Annotated in this window: 19 protein-coding genes; 15 read left to right on the forward strand and 4 right to left on the reverse strand. The window is 71.1% G+C overall.

Translation table 11 applies throughout. From position 1 onward, the window contains the following. The first annotated feature begins 21 nt into the window (after window positions 1-21). Genes AB0K80_RS17615 through ccsB form a run of 4 tightly spaced genes read left to right on the forward strand, consistent with a single transcriptional unit; the run spans window position 22 to window position 4,287 of the window. Window positions 22-678, forward strand: a complete 657-nt coding sequence (locus AB0K80_RS17615; protein WP_365670479.1) for a TlpA disulfide reductase family protein — start codon at window positions 22-24, stop codon at window positions 676-678. Window position 679: 1 nt separating this feature from the next. After that, window positions 680-1,453 (forward strand): cytochrome c biogenesis protein CcdA, encoded by a 774-nt coding sequence (locus tag AB0K80_RS17620; RefSeq protein ID WP_365670481.1) that lies wholly within the window; start codon window positions 680-682, stop codon window positions 1,451-1,453. Window positions 1,454-1,456: 3 nt separating this feature from the next. Further along, window positions 1,457-3,193, forward strand: a complete 1,737-nt coding sequence (locus AB0K80_RS17625; protein WP_365670483.1) for a cytochrome c biogenesis protein ResB — start codon at window positions 1,457-1,459, stop codon at window positions 3,191-3,193. Beyond that, window positions 3,190-4,287, forward strand: coding sequence for a c-type cytochrome biogenesis protein CcsB (gene ccsB / locus AB0K80_RS17630; protein ID WP_365670484.1), 1,098 nt, complete (start codon window positions 3,190-3,192; stop codon window positions 4,285-4,287). Before AB0K80_RS17625 ends, ccsB begins: the two co-directional genes overlap by 4 nt. 39 nt (window positions 4,288-4,326) lie before the next feature. Here ccsB and AB0K80_RS17635 read toward each other — a convergent pair whose 3' ends face one another. Beyond that, the gene (locus tag AB0K80_RS17635; protein ID WP_365670486.1) at window positions 4,327-5,745 is read right to left on the reverse strand and encodes a condensation domain-containing protein; all 1,419 of its coding nucleotides are present in this window, start codon (window positions 5,743-5,745) and stop codon (window positions 4,327-4,329) included. A 187-nt stretch (window positions 5,746-5,932) separates the two neighbouring features. Next, window positions 5,933-6,658: a MerR family transcriptional regulator gene (locus AB0K80_RS17640; protein WP_365670487.1), complete on the reverse strand. Its 726-nt coding sequence runs from the start codon at window positions 6,656-6,658 to the stop codon at window positions 5,933-5,935. Between the two features lie 81 nt (window positions 6,659-6,739). Between AB0K80_RS17640 and uvrA the strand changes: the two genes are divergently transcribed. Then, window positions 6,740-9,187 carry an excinuclease ABC subunit UvrA gene (gene uvrA, locus AB0K80_RS17645; protein WP_365670488.1) on the forward strand — a complete coding sequence of 816 codons (2,448 nt, stop codon included), beginning with the start codon at window positions 6,740-6,742 and terminating at the stop codon, window positions 9,185-9,187. A 76-nt stretch (window positions 9,188-9,263) separates the two neighbouring features. After that, the gene (locus AB0K80_RS17650; RefSeq protein ID WP_365670490.1) at window positions 9,264-9,674 is read left to right on the forward strand and encodes a DUF6281 family protein; all 411 of its coding nucleotides are present in this window, start codon (window positions 9,264-9,266) and stop codon (window positions 9,672-9,674) included. Window positions 9,675-9,685: 11 nt separating this feature from the next. Here AB0K80_RS17650 and AB0K80_RS17655 read toward each other — a convergent pair whose 3' ends face one another. Continuing rightward, window positions 9,686-10,327: a hypothetical protein gene (locus AB0K80_RS17655; RefSeq protein WP_365670492.1), complete on the reverse strand. Its 642-nt coding sequence runs from the start codon at window positions 10,325-10,327 to the stop codon at window positions 9,686-9,688. Window positions 10,328-10,439: 112 nt separating this feature from the next. Here AB0K80_RS17655 and AB0K80_RS17660 point away from each other — a divergent pair, with 112 nt between their 5' ends. The 4 genes from AB0K80_RS17660 to AB0K80_RS17675 all read left to right on the forward strand — a co-directional run bounded on the left by AB0K80_RS17660 (window position 10,440) and on the right by AB0K80_RS17675 (window position 12,543). After that, entirely contained in the window at window positions 10,440-11,384 is a 945-nt protein-coding gene (locus tag AB0K80_RS17660) for a helix-turn-helix transcriptional regulator (protein WP_365670494.1), read from the forward strand. Beyond that, complete coding sequence (locus tag AB0K80_RS17665; protein WP_365670827.1) at window positions 11,347-11,463, forward strand: DUF397 domain-containing protein; 117 nt, start codon at window positions 11,347-11,349, stop codon at window positions 11,461-11,463. Before AB0K80_RS17660 ends, AB0K80_RS17665 begins: the two co-directional genes overlap by 38 nt. 31 nt (window positions 11,464-11,494) lie before the next feature. Then, complete coding sequence (locus AB0K80_RS17670) at window positions 11,495-12,037, forward strand: hypothetical protein (protein WP_365670496.1); 543 nt, start codon at window positions 11,495-11,497, stop codon at window positions 12,035-12,037. 101 nt (window positions 12,038-12,138) lie between these two features. Continuing rightward, complete coding sequence (locus AB0K80_RS17675) at window positions 12,139-12,543, forward strand: VOC family protein (RefSeq protein WP_365670498.1); 405 nt, start codon at window positions 12,139-12,141, stop codon at window positions 12,541-12,543. Window positions 12,544-12,591: 48 nt separating this feature from the next. Here AB0K80_RS17675 and AB0K80_RS17680 read toward each other — a convergent pair whose 3' ends face one another. Further along, window positions 12,592-12,885 carry a PLD nuclease N-terminal domain-containing protein gene (locus AB0K80_RS17680; protein ID WP_365670499.1) on the reverse strand — a complete coding sequence of 98 codons (294 nt, stop codon included), beginning with the start codon at window positions 12,883-12,885 and terminating at the stop codon, window positions 12,592-12,594. 66 nt (window positions 12,886-12,951) lie between these two features. On the opposite strand from AB0K80_RS17680, the gene AB0K80_RS17685 reads away from it, so the two are divergent. The 5 genes from AB0K80_RS17685 to AB0K80_RS17705 all read left to right on the forward strand — a co-directional run bounded on the left by AB0K80_RS17685 (window position 12,952) and on the right by AB0K80_RS17705 (window position 17,172). Beyond that, window positions 12,952-14,409: a menaquinone biosynthesis decarboxylase gene (locus AB0K80_RS17685; protein ID WP_365670501.1), complete on the forward strand. Its 1,458-nt coding sequence runs from the start codon at window positions 12,952-12,954 to the stop codon at window positions 14,407-14,409. Beyond that, entirely contained in the window at window positions 14,406-15,308 is a 903-nt protein-coding gene (gene mqnP / locus AB0K80_RS17690; RefSeq protein WP_365670503.1) for a menaquinone biosynthesis prenyltransferase MqnP, read from the forward strand. Before AB0K80_RS17685 ends, mqnP begins: the two co-directional genes overlap by 4 nt. A 46-nt stretch (window positions 15,309-15,354) precedes the next feature. Then, window positions 15,355-15,927 (forward strand): Uma2 family endonuclease, encoded by a 573-nt coding sequence (locus AB0K80_RS17695; RefSeq protein ID WP_365670505.1) that lies wholly within the window; start codon window positions 15,355-15,357, stop codon window positions 15,925-15,927. Between the two features lie 31 nt (window positions 15,928-15,958). Beyond that, a complete protein-coding gene (locus AB0K80_RS17700; protein ID WP_365670507.1) occupies window positions 15,959-16,636 on the forward strand; it encodes a UbiX family flavin prenyltransferase in 678 nt (225 codons plus the stop codon). An 80-nt stretch (window positions 16,637-16,716) separates the two neighbouring features. Then, window positions 16,717-17,172: an Lrp/AsnC family transcriptional regulator gene (locus tag AB0K80_RS17705; protein ID WP_365670509.1), complete on the forward strand. Its 456-nt coding sequence runs from the start codon at window positions 16,717-16,719 to the stop codon at window positions 17,170-17,172. The last annotated feature ends 41 nt before the right edge of the window (window positions 17,173-17,213 follow it).

The following is a 17,213-nucleotide window of genomic DNA, read 5'->3' on the forward strand; positions in this document are numbered from 1 at the left end:
CGGACATGCGAAACTTTTCACATGAGTGCCGCCAGCCGCGCCCCCCTGCGCTCGAAACACTCCGGCCCCGATGACCGTACGGCCCGTGCGGCCCGGGTCCGCCGCCGTACCGCCCTGGCCGCCGGTGCCGCCGTGGCCGCGCTGCTCGTCTCCGCGTGCGGTTCCGGCGGGACGTCCGGCGGGGGCGGCGACACCAACTTCGTCACCGGCACCGACGGCATCGACACCGTCGCCCAGGGCAAGCGGACCCCGGCACCCGACCTGTCCGGCAAGACCCTCGACGGCAAGACCCTCGACGTCGCCGACTACAAGGGCAAGGTCGTCGTCCTGAACATCTGGGGCTCCTGGTGCAACCCGTGCCGCGCGGAGGCCAAGTACTTCGCGAAGGTGTCCCAGGAGTACGCCGGCAAGGGCGTGCAGTTCGTCGGCATCAACACCCGGGACAGCAGCCTCGGCAACGCCGTCGCCTTCGAGAAGGACTTCGGCATCACCTACCCGAGCCTGTACGACCCGACCGGCAAGCTGATGCTCCGCTTCAAGCCGGGCACCCTCAACCCGCAGGCGGTCCCCTCCACCCTGATCCTGGACCGGGACGGGAAGATCGCCGCCCGCTCGCTGTCCGCGCTCAGCGACACCCGGCTGCTGAAGATGCTCAAGCCGGTCCTCGCGGAGAAGTGACGTGAGCGCGCTCACCACCCTGGCCGCGGTCGCGGACCCCAACGGCACGGTGCTCAACGGAGCCCTGCTGCTGGCCCTGCCCCTCGCGCTGCTCGGCGGACTCGTCTCCTTCTTCTCCCCGTGCGTGCTGCCGCTCGTGCCGGGCTACCTGTCGTACGTCACCGGCGTCAGCGGCACCGACCTGGCCGAGGCCCGGCGGGGCCGGATGGTCGCCGGTGCCTCGCTGTTCGTGCTGGGCTTCACGGCCGTGTTCGTCTCCGGCGGCGCCTTCTTCGGCTACTTCGGGCAGACGCTCCAACAGGAGCGGGGCGTGCTGTCCAAGGTGCTGGGCGTCTTCATGATCCTCATGGGTGTGTTCTTCATGGGGCTGATGCCCTGGCTCACCCAGCGCGAGTTCCGCTTCCACCGCAAACCCGCCGCCGGGCTGCTCGGCGCACCCGTGCTGGGCGCGCTGTTCGGCATCGGCTGGACGCCCTGCATCGGACCGACCCTGGCCGCCGTGCAGACCCTCGCCCTGAACGAGGGGAGTGCCGGACGCGGAGCCCTGCTGACCGTCGCGTACTGTCTGGGGCTGGGCGTGCCGTTCGTGCTCGCCGCGGTCGCCTTCCGCAAGGCGCTCGGCGCCTTCGGCTGGGTCAAGCGGCACTACGTCTGGGTGATGCGCATCGGCGGCACCATGATGATCGTGACCGGTCTGCTGCTGCTGACCGGTGCCTGGGACCGCATCGTGCAGGAGATGCAGGTCTGGTCCGACGGCTTCACTGTGGGGATCTGATCCATGAGCAGGACCACATCCGGCGACGCGCCCCAGACCGCATCGGACGACCAGGACCTGGGCGCCGCCGGCTCCCAGCTCTCCACCGCCCCGACGGAGGACCCGCCCAGCCTGCCCTCCCTGGGCGTGATCGGCTGGGCCCGCTGGTTCTGGCGGCAGCTGACCTCCATGCGGGTCGCGCTGCTGCTGCTCCTGCTGCTGTCGCTCGGCGCGATCCCCGGCTCGCTCATCCCGCAGTCCGGCCAGGACGAGACCAAGGTCGCCGACTTCCGCAAGGCCCACCCGGCGCTCGGTGACCTCTACGACAAGCTCGGCCTGTTCCACGTCTACAGCTCGGTGTGGTTCTCCGCGATCTACATCCTGCTGTTCGTCTCCCTCATCGGCTGCATCGTCCCGCGCACCTGGCAGTTCGTCGGCCAGCTGCGCGGCCGCCCCCCGGCCGCCCCCCGGCGGCTGACCCGCCTGCCCGCCTACACCACCTGGCGCACCGAGGCCGAGCCCGAGCAGGTCCGCGAGGCCGCCCTCGCCCTGCTGAACAGGCGCCGCTTCCGGGCGCACGTCGCCGGGGACGCCGTCGCCGCCGAGAAGGGCTACCTGCGCGAGCTCGGCAACCTCGTCTTCCACCTGGCCCTCATCGTGATGCTGGTCGCCTTCGCCTGGGGCCAGCTGTACAAGTCGGAGGGCAACAAGCTGGTCGTCGAGGGCGACGGCTTCTCCAACACGCTCACCCAGTACGACGACTTCAAGTCCGGCAGCCTCTTCACCGCCGACGACCTGGTGCCGTTCAGCTTCGACCTGAGGAAGTTCACCGGCACCTACGAGCGCACCGGCCCCAACCGGGGCACCCCGCGCACCTACCAGGCCGCCCTCGACTACGCGACGGGTGCGTACGGCAAGGAGAAGCGGACCACCGTCAAGGTCAACCACCCGCTGGAGATCGGCGACGCCAAGGTCTACCTGGTCAGCCACGGCTACGCCCCCGTCATCACGGTCCGCGACGGCAAGGGCAGGGTCGTCTTCCACGACGCGGTGCCGCTGCTGCCGCTCGACTCCAACGTCACCTCCTCCGGCGTGGTGAAGGTCCTCGACGGCTACCGCAACCCGCAGGGCAAGAAGGAGCAGCTCGGCTTCAACGCCTTCTTCGTGCCGACCTTCGGCGGCTCGGCCAGCGGCACGATGCTCTCCCAGTTCCCCGCGCTCGACTATCCGGTCCTCGCGCTGTCCGCCTACCACGGCGACCTGGGTGCCGACGCCGGCATCCCGCAGAGCGTGTACCAGATGGACAAGACCAACATGAAGGAGTTCAAGGACGCCAAGGGCCGGCTGCTCAAGCAGCTGCTGCGGCCCGGCGAGACCATGAAGCTCCCGAACGGCGCCGGCTCGGTCACCTTCGAGAAGGGCATCAAGGAGTGGGCCGGCTTCCAGATCGTCCAGGAGCCCGGCGGCGGCTGGGCCCTCGCCGGGGCCCTCGCCGCCATCGGCGGCCTGGCCGCCTCCCTGTTCATCCAGCGCCGCCGCGTGTGGGTGCGGGCGGCCGCGGGCCCGGACGGCATCACCGTCGTGGAGATGGCGGGCCTCGGCCGCAGCGAGTCCGCGAAGGTGCCCGAGGAGCTCGGCGAGCTGGCCGGGATCCTGTACGACCAGGCGCCGGGCGCCCCCGAGCCCGACGACGACCCCCCTCACGACGACACCACCCCCGACCCCCAAGTCGTACCTGCCGAAGGGGCTGAGCAGCAGTGACTCTCGCCGCCGCAACCGATCTGGCCGCCGCCACCAACGAACACCTCGCGAACATCAGCAACGTGCTGATCTACTCCGCGATGGCCGTCTACACCCTGGCGTTCTTCGCCTACATCGCCGAGTGGCTCTTCGGCAGCCGCAGCAAGGTCGCCCGCACGGCCGCCGCCCTGACCGCGCGGCCGGAGCAGAGCAAGGCCCCGGCCGTCACCGTGCGCAAGGACGGCGGCACCGCCGTCCTGGAGCGGCCCAAGGTCGTCGTGAGGTCGGCGTCCGGTCAGCGGGACGTGCCGGACGGGCCCGGCGCGCACGGCGGGGACGAGCAGGGCGACCTGTACGGGCGGATCGCCATCTCCCTCACCGTGCTCGCCTTCCTCGTCGAGCTGGGCGGCGTGGTCGCCCGCGCGGCCTCGGTGGAGCGGGCGCCGTGGGGCAACATGTACGAGTTCAACATCACCTTCTCCACGGTCGCGGTCGGCGTGTACCTCCTGCTGCTGGCCCTGAAGAAGAACGTGCGCTGGCTCGGGCTGTTCCTCGTCACCACGGTCCTGCTCGACCTCGGCCTCGCCGTCACCGTCCTGTACACCGCCAGCGACCAGCTGGTGCCCGCGCTGCACTCGTACTGGCTGTACATCCACGTCTCCACGGCGATCCTGTGCGGCGCGGTCTTCTACGTCGGCGCGGTCGCCACGATCCTGTACCTGTTCAAGGACTCCTACGAGAGCAAGCTCGCGAGCGGCGGCACGCCGGGCACCTTCGCGACCTCGGTGCTGGAGCGGCTGCCGTCGTCGGCCTCGCTCGACAAGTTCTCCTACCGCGTCAACGCGGCCGTCTTCCCGCTGTGGACGTTCACGATCATCGCGGGCGCCATCTGGGCGGGTGACGCCTGGGGCCGCTACTGGGGCTGGGACCCGAAGGAGACCTGGTCCTTCATCACCTGGGTCGCCTACGCCTGCTACCTGCACGCCCGCGCCACGGCCGGCTGGAAGGGCCGCAAGGCCGCCTATCTCGCCCTCATCGCCTTCGGCTGCTGGCTGTTCAACTACTACGGCGTGAACATCTTCGTCAGCGGCAAGCACTCCTACGCCGGAGTCTGAGACTCTCGTACGGCTTGAGGCCGGTTTCTGTGACCTGGGTCACGGAAACCGGCCTCTGCTGTACGGACAGGAGGCCACCCCCGTGATGATGTCCCGCAGCCGCTCGACGTAGAGGCTGAGGTTCTTGTGGGCGATGTCGGTGTCGGGGTACCGGCTCGCGAACCACAGGCCCTCGTGGAGCCGGGTGACCCACGCGCAGACCTGGTCGCCGTACGACACCCTGATCAGCCCGTACGCCTTCAGGCCGGTCCAGCGTTCGGACCCGGGGACGACGCGGGCGTCGGCGAACGACACGATCGAGTACAGGTCGGGTGACGTGGGCCGGAAGTCCGCGCCCAGCAAGCGCAGCACCCGGGCGAGCGGCATCCGGGCCAGGTGCCGGTTGGCCTGCAGCGCGGCGCGCACCGTCCGCAGGGCCGCCGGGAAGTCGGGGGCCTGCGTCATCGGAACCTCGATGGGCGCGCCCCCGACGTACCAGCCCAACGAGTCCGACCACTGGGACTTCACCCGGGTGTGGAACGGCACGACCGTGCGGTAGACGGGCTGCCCGCCGATCTTGTGCACGACGAGGGCGGTGGCGGCCAGGACGCCGACCAGGCTTCCGCCGCAGGGGCGGCAGTACGCTTCGAACGCGGCGGCGGTCCGGGCGTCGACGAGGTGCTCGCGGATCAGCTTCTGGGTGGGCAGCGGGCCGCCGGGCTCCAGGCCGAGATCGACGGGGAAGTCGGGCAGTTTGCCGTCGCAGCGGTGAATGAAGTCCCGCCAGCGGGCGACGACCTCGTGCCCGCTGTCGATCCGGTCCGCGTCCTCCCGCTCGGCCTGGCAGAAGTCGACGTAACTGCTGACCGGGACCGGCTCCACGTCCCGGCCGGCGACGTGTGCCGCGTAGAGCTCGTGGATCTCGGACGGGATGCGGTAGATGGAGAACGCGTCGACGTTGCTGTGGTCGAAGGCCATGTACACGCTGGTGGAGTCGTCCCGGACCACCGCGGCGTAGATGAGGTTGGGCCAGCGCAGCGCGTGCGCGGTCGCGTCGAAACGGTCCTGCAGGTGTTGCACCAGCTCGGCCACGTCGGGGAAGTCGCCGATCTCCTCACGGTGCAGGGACACCGCCGTGGCGTCGAGCGTGAAACGGCGTACCTCGTCCCCGGCGTCGCCTGCCCAGCGGAAGCCGCTGCGCAGCGTCTCGTGCCGCAGCGTCCAGCCGCGCAGCGCCTCCTGCAGCGCGTCGAGGTCGATCCGGCCCGGGATGTCGAAGGCCGTCCCGAGCCAGGTCGGCACGAACAGACCGTCCTCGCGCACGGACCGGGCCGTTCTGATGTGCGACTCCTGGATGTACGCCGGTGGCCGGGAGTCCTCGGGCAGGCCGGTCGCCGTCGCGACGGTCGCCGGACTGAGGGTCCATTCGACGAGTCGTCCAGGCCGAACCTCGCAGCGCTGGATGTCAGTCATTCGCACGGGGCGCCTCCGTTCGCAGATGGGACAGACCCGACCAGGGGAATGCACACTCCGCGAGTCCGCGCAGCGGGTGTCGCGAGATTTCAATGGAACGGATGGCATCTCGAACGGCCATACGAGGGCCGACAGCACGGCCCGCCGGTCCCGGTGCTGTCGTCGTCGCGGCTGCGCCGCGCTTGCTGCCCCGTCACTCCGCCGCCGGCGCGGCTGCCGCACCGAGGTAGGCGTGCAGGGCGCCCGCGCCCTCCAGCATCGCCCGGGTCCGAGCCGTCAGGGCCTCGCCCCGGGCCGTGATCGCCGCGCGAAGGGCCTCGCTGCTGCCCTCCCGGCGCAGGCCCTCGAGCACCGGGCGGATCTGGTCGAAGAGGTAGTGGCCGCGGCGCAGGGTGTGGATGATGCGGGCGTCCCGGACGTCGGCGGGGGTGTAGAGGCGGTACCGGGTGCCGCGCTCCCGCTCGGGGCGGAGCAGGCCCGCCGCCTCCCAGACCCGCAGGGCGGAGGTGCGCACGCCGAGCAGGGCCGCCACCTCTCCGATGCGCAGGCCGCCCGAGCGGGGCAGCGGGGCCGGGTCCTCGCGGGCCAGGGACTGAAGGGCCTCGCTCGTGGCCCGCAGGGCGATGCGCTCCTGGTGCAGCGCGGCGTGCGCGGCGTCGACCAGGGCGAGGGCGCCCGGCACGTCTCCGTCGTGGACCGCGCGCAGGATCCGGGCCGCCGTCACCGGGCCGTGGGTGCGCATCAGCACGCGGTACGCCAGCAGGGCGCGGCGGTGGACGTCCGTGAAGACCCGGTAGCCGGAAGCCGTACGGGCCGCCGGGGGCAGCACACCGGCCTCCTCGTAGTTGCGGATCTGCTGGGCGGAGACACCGGCCAGCCGGGCCAGGTCCACCGGACGCAGACGGCGTTCGTTCCTCACGGGTTTGAAGGTTACTCGCCGAGATACCACCCAAACCGCGCTCAAGTCTCAACTCGCTACTTCAATGAGACAGTTGAAGGCATGGACGACCGCATCCGCGTCACCGGCGCCCGCCTGCACAACCTCAGGAACGTCTCCCTCGACATCCCCAAGAACCAGCTGGTCGTCATGACCGGCCTGTCCGGCTCGGGCAAGTCCACGCTCGCCTTCGACACCCTCCACCGGGAGGGCCAGCGGCAGTACATGGAGTCGCTGGGCATGGTCACCGGCCTGGTCGGCAAGCCCGCCGTGGACTCGATCACCGGCCTGTCCCCGTCCATCAGCGTCGACCAGCACCTCACCAACCGCAGCCCCCGCTCCACGGTCGGCACGGTCACTGAGGTCTTCACCTACCTGCGCCTGCTGTGGTCGCGGATCGGCACCCGCCCCTGCCCGCACTGCGGCCGCAGCGTGCCGCCGTCGTACGCCCACGACGCCGAGCCCGACGAGGACGCCGAAGCCGGGCAGACGCCCTGCCCGCACTGCGGCACCCCCGTGCCCGAGCTGGTGATGGGCTCCTTCTCCTTCAACAAGCCCGCCGGCGCCTGCCCGGCCTGCACCGGCCTCGGCGAGGTCATCCGGCCCGACGCACGGCGCTTGCTCGACGGCGGCCGCTCGGTCGCCGGCGGCGCGGTACGGGGCTGGAACGCGAAGTACACCGAGTGGAGCATCCCCGTCCTGCGCGCCGCCGCCCGCCACTACGGCATCGCCTTCGACCCGGACACCCCGGTGGACCGACTCGGCGACCCCCAGCGCGACTTGCTGCTGTACGGCGTCGAAAGCCCCGAGTTCCGGAGGCACTTCCCCGCGACCGACCCGCCGGCCACCGTCGCCGCGGGCCGTTTCGAAGGCGTCGCGACCGCGCTGCTGCGCCGCTACACCGACCGCGCCGACGACCCCGAGTACCGCGAACGCGCCGAGAAGCAGGGCCTGACCAAGCAGGTCTGCGCGGAGTGCGGCGGCACCCGGCTGCGGGCGGAGAGCCGGGCGGTCACTGTGCACGGGCTGACCCTCGTCGAGGCGGCCCGGCTGCCGCTGACCGAGCTGGCGGCCTGGCTGGGCGGCCTGCGGGAGCGGTCGGAGGGGGACGAGTGGCTGTTCGCCGAGCCGGTCGTCGCCGACCTGGAGGAGCGGGTCCGGCGCCTGGTGGACGTCGGCGTCGGCTACCTCACCCTGGACCAGTCCACCCCGAGCCTGTCCGCCGGGGAGACCCAGCGGCTGCGGCTGGCCGCCCTGCTCGGCTCGGGACTGACCGGCGTGCTGTACGTCCTCGACGAGCCGACCATCGGACTGCACCCCTCGGACACCGCCCGCCTGATCGGCGTCCTGCGCCGCCTGCGCGACCTGGGCAACACGGTGCTGGTCATCGAGCACGACCTGGACGTGCTGCGCGCGGCCGACCACGTGGTGGACGTCGGCCCGGGCGCGGGCCGCGACGGCGGCCGGATCGTCGCCGCCGGCACCCCCGAGGAGGTGGCCCGGGCCGAGGACTCGGTCACCGGCGCGTACCTGTCGGGCCGGCGGCCCGCACCCCGGTCGCGCGGGCGCGGCGACAGCGAGGCCGCGCTGGTGGTCCGCGGGGCCCGTGCCCACAACCTCAAGGACCTCACCGTACGGATCCCGCTGGGCCGCCTGGTCACGCTCACGGGCCCGTCCGGGTCCGGCAAGTCCACGCTGCTGCTGGACATCGTCGGCCGGGCCGCCCGCCGCCACTTCCACGGCGCCGGGGACCCGCCCGGCGAGCACGACGGCATCGACGGCTGGCAGCACCTGTCCAAGGCCGTACTGATCGACCAGGAGCCCATCAGCCGCGTGCCCCGCTCCAATGCGGCGACGTACGCGGACGTCTTCACCCCGATCCGGGAGGTCTTCGCAGCCCGCAGCGAGGGCCGCCTCGCCGCCGGCCACTTCTCCTTCAACACGCCGGGCGGACGCTGCGAACGCTGCGAGGGGGCCGGTGTCCTCACCGTCCGGATGCACTTCCTGCCGGCCGTGGAGGTGCGCTGCCCGCTCTGCCGGGGCCGCCGCTTCCGCCCCGAGGTCCTCTCGGTCCGCTACGACGGCCACGACATCGCCGAGATCCTCAAGGCGACCGTGGACGAGGCGCTGACGGTGTTCAAGGACGTCCCGCAGGTGGCCGCCCGGCTCGGGCGCCTGGCGGACGTCGGCCTCGGCTACCTCCCGCTCGGCCAGCCCGCCACCACCCTGTCCGGAGGCGAGGCCCAACGCCTCAAGCTGGCCAAGGAACTGGGCCGCCGCACCACCGGCCGCGCCCTGTACCTCATGGACGAACCGACGACCGGCCTGCACGCCGCCGACACCGCCCGCCTCCTCGACGTCCTCCAGCAACTCGTCGACGCCGGCCACTCGGTGGTGACCATCGAGCACAACCCGGACGTCATCCGCGCCTCCGACTGGCTGATCGACCTCGGCCCGCAGGGCGGCGCGGCCGGCGGCCGGCTGCTGGCGCAAGGACCGCCGCAGCACTGAACGTTCCTCCGGCCCGGCACGTCCCCGTACGGGATCCGTGCGCACGGGTCCAGCCGGCCACCAGGAGGCGTGACCGATGAAGGCATCACCACCGCACCGCCGACGCGGCCCGGCCTGGGCGCTGCCGGCGGCCACCGCGGCCGCGCTCTGCGCGGCCTGCACGTCGGCGCCGGACGACGGGGGCCAGGCCGCGCCGTCCTGCGCGTACGTCGTCGAGTACGACAGCCGCAGATACCTGGGCCACGGGGAAACCGGCCTCCCCGTGGGGGAGCCGCTCGGCCGGGCCACCCGTCCGGCGTGCGACGACACCCCCGGCGACGGCGACGACGGGGAGGGCCCCACCCTGACGACCGCGTTCGCCCTCCGGGGAGTGGACCCGGGCATCGCCATCGCGGTGGCGGAGGCACCCGGGGAGTACCGTCTGGCCGTCGTCGACCACCTCGGGGAGCTCCCGCCCGGGCTGAGGAAGCTGATCGAGCAGTCCTGACCGGCCGGCCCTCAGCCCTGCCGCTCCAGCACCGCGTAGTCCGCGAAACTGCGCCGGTAGCGGGTGTGCCGGGTCTCCTGCGTGTGCCGGCGCTGCCACTCCTCGACCTCCTCCGGCCCCCGGCACGGCCCGGAGGAGGCCCCGCAGTCGGCCTCCTCACCCGAGACACAACGGGCCTCGTACTCCGGTTCCGCCGACGGGTCCTGCACGATCGCGTACGGCACGTACCGGAACAGCCTGCGGACGGGCCGGTCCGTCACCCCCGCGTGGTCGCCACGCTGGTGCCGGCGCAGCAGCACGTTCGCGTCGGTCTCGGCTGTACCGTCGGCGCGGGCCCGGGCCTGATCCCGCCGTACGGCCAGCTCCGCACAGTCCCCGCAGCCGGGCACCGGCACGGGCGGCCGGCTCAGGTCCTCCACCCCGCAACGCCCTCCCTGTGACCGGACGTTGGCCGCCTGCACCTCCGCGCTCAGCCGCTCCTGCGCGGTCGCCGGGCGGATCCGGCCCGCGTCCGCCTCCCACTCCCGGCCCCCGCCGACCGGCCGCAGCATCGCGTACGGGCCCGCCTTGCCCTGATACTCGCCGACCTTGCCCGACTCGGGGTCGTACACGAGCGTTCCCCTGCCGATGTCCTGCGCGATCCGCTCAACCATGATCTCTCCGTGCCCACTTGGTCACTCAGTGTGTGTTGAGCGTCGCCCACGGGAACCGTCCGTATCAACGCTTCACGCGTGCCACTGGATCACTGTCACGAGGGGGGACACCGTGAGCCGACGCAACGCCGAGTCCGGGGCGGGCACGAGTACGGCCGCCGTGTTCGGCGAACTGCTGCGCCACTACCGCGAAGCCGCGCTGCTGACGCAGGAGGCCCTCGCGTCCCGGATCCCGTGCGACCGTTCCCATGTCGCGCGGGTGGAGGCGGGGAGGCGGGTCCCGCAGGACACGTTCGCCAAGAAGTGCGACGAGGTGCTGGAGACGGGTGGGGTGCTGATGCGGCTGTGGGGCCGCATCGACTGGTATCCGCAGGTGGAGCATCCCGACTGGTTCCGGCGCAGGGCTGAGATGGATGCGGTGGCCGTGACCCTGCGGGAGTACCAGGAGCGTGTCATCCCCGGTCTGTTGCAGACGGCGGACTACGCCCGGGCGCTGTCCTCCCGCTATGTGAGTGGTGTGGAGCTGGAAGAGCGAGTGCGCGCCCGACTGAGCCGCCAGCAGCGCTTCCTCGCCGATCGCGGGCCGCTGTACGTCGTCGTCCTCGATGAGAGCTGCCTGCGCAACGTGGTCGGCAGCCCGGCGGTCATGCGGGCCCAGTGCGCGCACCTGATCAGCCTCGCGCAGCGCACGAACATCCGCATCCAGGTAGCGCCCGCCGGTCCCGCCGAACTGGTCCGCCCCAGCGGCTCCATGTCCTTGATCACGTTGCCGGACGGGCAGCAGTGGCTCTACTCGGAGTCCCTCAACCGCGGCCATTTCACCAACGATCCGGCCGTCTACGAGCGCTACAACCAGCTCTATGATGTGCTCAGGGCGGACGCTCCGTCAGCTCCCCAGTCCGCCGCTCTGATCCACGAGGCGATGGAGAGGTACGAGCACCATGGACAGCAACGAGCTCGGCACGGCGCACTGGATCAAGAGCAGCTACAGCGACGGCAACGGCGGCAACTGCATCGAAATAGCCCCCGGTTTCCCCGACACCGTCCCCGTTCGTGACAGCAAGAACCCTGACGGCCCGGTCCTGGTTGTGCAGCGCAGGGCCTGGTCCGCCTTCGTCACGGCGCTCAAGGGCTGAACCTCCCGCCCCCTTCCGGCGTCACAGTGCCATGAGCAACCGCATCAGGGTCGCGACCGCACTGGCCACCTGTGGCGTGGTGACCGCTGCCGTGCTGTACGGCGACACCCCCGACACGTACGCCGCCACATCCGAGTGCACCGGCGTGCGGCCCGCGCACAGCATGCCGCTCCAGCGCGTGCTGGACCACATCGACCGGCTCACCGCCACCCGGCGTCACTCCGCCGTCTACACGGGCCTTTCCCTCGACGAGGACAAGGACGTCGTGGACGTCTGGCGCATCCCCTCCGCCGCCTTCGACGCGGACGTGTGCGACGCCGTCGAGAAGGGCGTGACGGTCCGGCTGCACGACACGGACGTCAACCGCCGCACCCTGGACGCCCTGGCGGACCGGATCGGCGAGGACATGCACCGCTTCGACGCCACCTTCGAGCTGCGGGAGGTCGCCGTGGACGAACGGGGATGGGTGTCGGTCGGCGTCGACTCCCTCGAGCGGGCCGAGCCCGTCCTGGAGAAGACCTTCGGTGCCGCACACCTCAAGGTCGAGGAGGTGCCGCAGGCCGAACTGCTCTAGTCCGACTAGGACCTGTGATCCAGGACGATCGGCCGATGCCCGCGCGAGAGCCTGATACCTAAGCTGTCGAGCAGGAATCGGCAGCTCAGGAAGAGGTCGGGATGCCCGTCAACGGTCGTAGTCACCTCCGCGTCGCCCGGCCCTCCCGGGACCTGGCGGTGGCCGAGCGGTTCTGGGTGCGGGGGCTGGGGCTCGATGTGGTGTGGCGGGCCGAGAGCGGGCCGGAACCCGGTGAGCACGACCTGCTGATGGTGGGCTGGCCGGACGCCGGCTGGCATCTGGAGCTGGTCCACGAGCCCGCCGTCGAGCCCCGGCCCACCGAGGAGGACCTGCTGGTGATCTACGTCGACGGCCCGGTGCCCGATGACCTGGTCACGCGGCTGGAGGAACACGGCGGCAAGCGGGTACCGTCGCCGAACCCGTACTGGAACCGGTGGGGCGTCACGATCGAGGACCCGGACGGCTACCGGCTCGTGCTCTGCGAGCGGGGCTGGTCCCCCGCGTAGCGGCACGTGCTTGCCGGGCGCGCCTGAAGTCAGAGCACCAGCCCTGCCTCAGGATTCGTCCCGCTTGGGATCCTCGTCCCTCTTCTTCTCCTCTTCGAGGGACCTCAAGAACTCCGGGTTGTCGTCGGGCGCCACCCACTGCCGGGGCCGGCCGGCGGCCAGGGTGCGCTTCTTCCCGGCGATGATCCAGGAGATCGAGCCGACGAGAGGGAACAGCAGCACGAGGATCGCCCACAGCGGCTTGGGCATGTGGCGGATGTCCTCGTCCTTCGTGCTGATGCAGTCGATGAACGCGTACACGCTCAGCGCCAGCGGCACGAGGAACATCAGTACCCGGAGCATGCGGCCTCTCAGCGAAAGCGGTGGGCGGTACAGGGCCAGAGTATCCGCTCGGGGATACTTGACCCCATGGCTTACGACGATCTTCGCTCCCTGCTCAGGGCGCTGGAGCGCGAGGGCGACCTCAAGCGCATCAAGGCCGAGGTCGACCCGTATCTGGAGGTCGGTGAGATCGTCGACCGGGTCCAGAAGTCCGGCGGCCCGGCGCTGCTCTTCGAGAACGTGCGCGGGTCGAGCATGCCGCTCGCGATGAACGTGTACGGCACCGACCGGCGGCTGCTGAAGGCCCTGGGGCTGAAGTCGTACGGCGAGATCTCGGACAAGATCGGCGGGCTGCTCAGGCCCGAGCTGCCGCAGGGGTTCGTCGGCGTGCGCGAGGCCTTCGGGAAGCTCGGCGCGATGACGCACGTACCGCCGAGGAAGGTGAAGTCCGGGGACGCGCCCGTGCAGGAAGTGGTGCTGCACGGTGACGACGTGGACCTGGACCGGCTGCCCGCCCTGTTCACCTGGCCCAAGGACGGCGGCTCCTTCTTCAACCTGGGGCTCACGCACACCAAGGACCCGGTGACGGGCATCCGCAACCTCGGGCTGTACCGGCTCCAGCGGCACGACCGGCGCACCATCGGCATGCACTGGCAGATCCACAAGGACAGCCGCAACCACTACCAGGTGGCGGCCCGGAGGGGCGAGCGGCTGCCGGTCGCGATCGCCTTCGGGTGCCCGCCGGCCGTGACGTACGCCTCCACCGCGCCGCTGCCCGGGGACATCGACGAGTACCTGTTCGCCGGGTTCATCGCGGGCAAGCGGATCGAGATGGTCGACTGCAAGACGGTGCCGTTGCAGGTGCCGGCGCAGGCGGAGGTCGTGCTGGAGGGGTGGCTGGAGCCGGGCGAGATGCTCCCGGAGGGGCCGTTCGGCGACCACACCGGCTTCTACACGCCGCAGGAGCCGTTCCCCGCGCTGACCATCGACTGCGTGACGATGCGCCGCCGTCCCCTGCTCCAGTCGATCGTCGTCGGCCGGCCGCCGACGGAGGACGGCCCGCTGGGCCGTGCGACGGAACGCTTCTTCCTGCCGCTGCTGAAGATCATCATCCCGGACATCGTGGACTACCACCTGCCCGAGGCGGGCGGCTTCCACAACTGCGCGATCGTCTCGATCGACAAGAAGTACCCCAAGCACGCGCAGAAGGTGATGCACGCCATCTGGGGCGCCCACATGATGTCGCTGACCAAGCTGATCGTGGTCGTCGACGCCGACTGCGACGTGCACGACCTGCACGAGGTCGCCTGGCGGGCGCTGGGCAACACCGACTACTCCCGCGACCTCACGGTCGTCGAGGGCCCGGTCGACCACCTCGACCACGCCTCCTACCAGCAGTTCTGGGGCGGCAAGGCGGGCATCGACGCGACGCGGAAGTGGCCCGAGGAGGGGTACACGCGCGACGGCGGCTGGCCCGACATGGTGGAGTCCGACCCGGAGACGGCCGCCCTGGTGGACCGCCGCTGGAAGGAGTACGGCCTGTGACCAGCGCCTCCGCCGCGATCCCGCAGCCCGGACGCACCAAGGCCTTCCTGCGCCTGGTGATGATCGAGCACTCGGTCTTCGCGCTGCCCTTCGCCTACATCGCCTCGCTGACCGCGATGTACCAGCTGGACAGGAACATCCACTGGGGACGGCTGCTCCTGGTCACCCTCGCGATGGTCGGCCTGCGCACCTTCGCGATGGCGGTGAACCGCATCATCGACCGGGAGATCGACGCCCGTAACCCGCGTACGGCGCACCGCGAGCTGGTGACCGGCGCGATGTCGGTCAAGCACGCCTGGACGGGCGCGCTGATCGCCCTGGTCGTCTTCCTCGCCTCGGCGGCCGCGCTCAACCCGCTGTGCCTGGCGCTGGCCCCCGTCGCGGTGATCCCGATGGTGGTCTATCCGTACGGCAAGCGGTTCACGAACTTCCCGCAGGCCATCCTGGGTCTCGCCCAGGCCATGGGACCGGTCGGCGGCTGGCTGGCCGTCACCGGCACCTGGTCCTGGGACGCGGTGATCCTCGGCCTCGCGGTCGGGATCTGGATCGGCGGCTTCGACCTCATCTACGCCTGCCAGGACGTGGAGACCGACCGCGAGATCGGCGTCAAATCGGTCCCGGCCCGCTTCGGCGTGCCCGCGGCGATCTGGGGCGCGCGGGGCTGCCACGCCGTGACCACGGCCCTGTTCGTCTGGTACGCCCTGGCCACCGGCGCGGGCCCCTTCTTCTGGCTGGGCCTGGTCATCGTGGCGGGCGCGTTCCTCTACGAGCACACCCTCGTCCGCCCCCACGACCTGTCCCGCGTGAACAGGGCGTTCTTCAGCGTCAACGGCTTCATCGGCATCGCCCTGTTCGGGTGCGCGCTGCTGGATCTGGTGGTTCGTGGTCTGACCGTGTGAATACGGTGCGGCCTACCATCGAGGGCAGGACCCCAGGGAGGCCACCGTGACCGTCTCGGGCATCGATCGCCTGCACTCGCAGCTCAGCAAGCTGGAGGACATGTTCCCCGGCTACCTGACGGAGATTGTCGAGGGCAGCATCGTGATGAACCCGGTCAGGCCGTTCCACGGGAAGACCATTCAGCGCCTGTGGGCCATCGCCGAGGACCAGCTGCCCTCCGGGTGGGCCCTGGTGAGCGAGGTCGCGTTCCCGTTCGACGACGCCAACGAGTTCTGCCCCGACCTGGCCGTGATCCCGGCCGAGGCCGAAGCCGAGAACCTCAGCGCCTATCCGGCCGATCTCATCGAGCTGGTCGCCGAGGTGGTGTCCCCGGAGAGCATCCGCCGTGACTACGACGTGAAGCCCCGTCGATACGCCTCGCGAGGCATCGCCAACTACCTGATCCTCGATCCGCTCCAAGGCCACGTCGTGACCATGTGGAACCCCGGCCCCGACGGCTACCGCGGCCGCGACACCATCCCCTACGGCCGGGACCTCACGGTCGACACGCCCCTGGGGAGGCTGACGATCCCCACCGGACGGCTCCCCGTCGACCCGAAGGCGCCCGGCCGGTCCTGAGTACGTCCGGACTCGCCGGTAGGCTCAAGATGTGAACGCAGGAGAAACGCAGCGCGCGCCTTGGATCGTGGGGGTGTCCGGGGCGTCCGGTACGCCGTACGCCGCCGCCGTGCTGCGGGCACTGCTCGCCGCCGGGGAAGCCGTCGACCTGGTCGTCAGCCGGGCCTCGCGGCTCACCCTCCTCGACGAGACCGGGATCTCCTTCCGGGACGCCCACTGGCGTGACGATCTGCGGGAATGGCTGGCCCGGGGGGCCGACGGGAAGCCGGACGCCTTCGCCGTGGACCTCGACGGGGTGCGGTACTGGAACGCCGGGGACCTGGCGGCCGGGCCGTCCTCGGGGTCGTACCCGGCCAAGGGCATGCTCATCGTGCCCGCCTCGACGGCCTGCGTGGCCGGGGTGGCGCTCGGGCTGTCCAAGGACCTGCTGCAGCGGGCGGCGAGCGTGACCCTGAAGGAGGGCCGCAGGCTCGTGGTGGCCGTACGGGAGACCCCGCTGAACGGCCAGACCCTGCGGCACCTGGTCGCCCTGGACGACGCGGGCGCGACCGTGGTGCCCGCCTCCCCGGCCTTCTACGCGGGCGCGACGCACATCCAGGACCTGGTGGACTTCGTCGCCGGACGCGTCCTGGACGCGGCGGGCGTGCCGCACCGGCTCTATCGCCGTTGGGAGGGTGAACTCGGCGGCGGGTCCGGTCCCGCCACCTGAGCGCACGCCCCCTTCTTCCGACCTCTTCAGACCTCTCAGACCTCAGACCTCAGACCTCTTCAGCGGAAGGCTTCGATCGCATGGACGCGGTGGACAGGCAGCTCATCCAGGCCCTCAGGGAGAACGGCCGGGCCTCCTACGCGGAGCTGGGGCGCCTCGTCGGCCTGTCGGGGCCGAGCGTCACCGACCGCATCAACCGGCTGGAGGCGGCCGGTGTCATCACCGGCTACCGCGCCACCGTCGACGCCGCCTCGCTGGGCCTCGGCGTCACCGCCCTGATCGGCATCTCGCTGTCCGACGCCGCCGACCACGAGGACGTCGCCCGCCGGCTGAAGGACCTGCCGGAGATCGAGGACTGCTGGTTCATCGCCGGGGACGACTCGTTCATGCTCAAGGTGCGGGCCACCGACGTGGACGGCCTGGAGAAGATCATCCGCCGGCTCAGCGGCACCAAGGGCGTCTCGAGGACCCGTACCACCATCGTGCTGTCCACGAAGTGGGAGAACCGGGTGGGTGACCTGCCCGAGCCGGCGTAGGGCTACGGTTGACGGAGTCTGTCTCTAGGTGGAGGTAACGG

The organism is Streptomyces sp. NPDC052682, from assembly GCF_040678435.1.
In the GTDB taxonomy this organism is placed as follows: Bacteria; Actinomycetota; Actinomycetes; order Streptomycetales; family Streptomycetaceae; genus Streptomyces.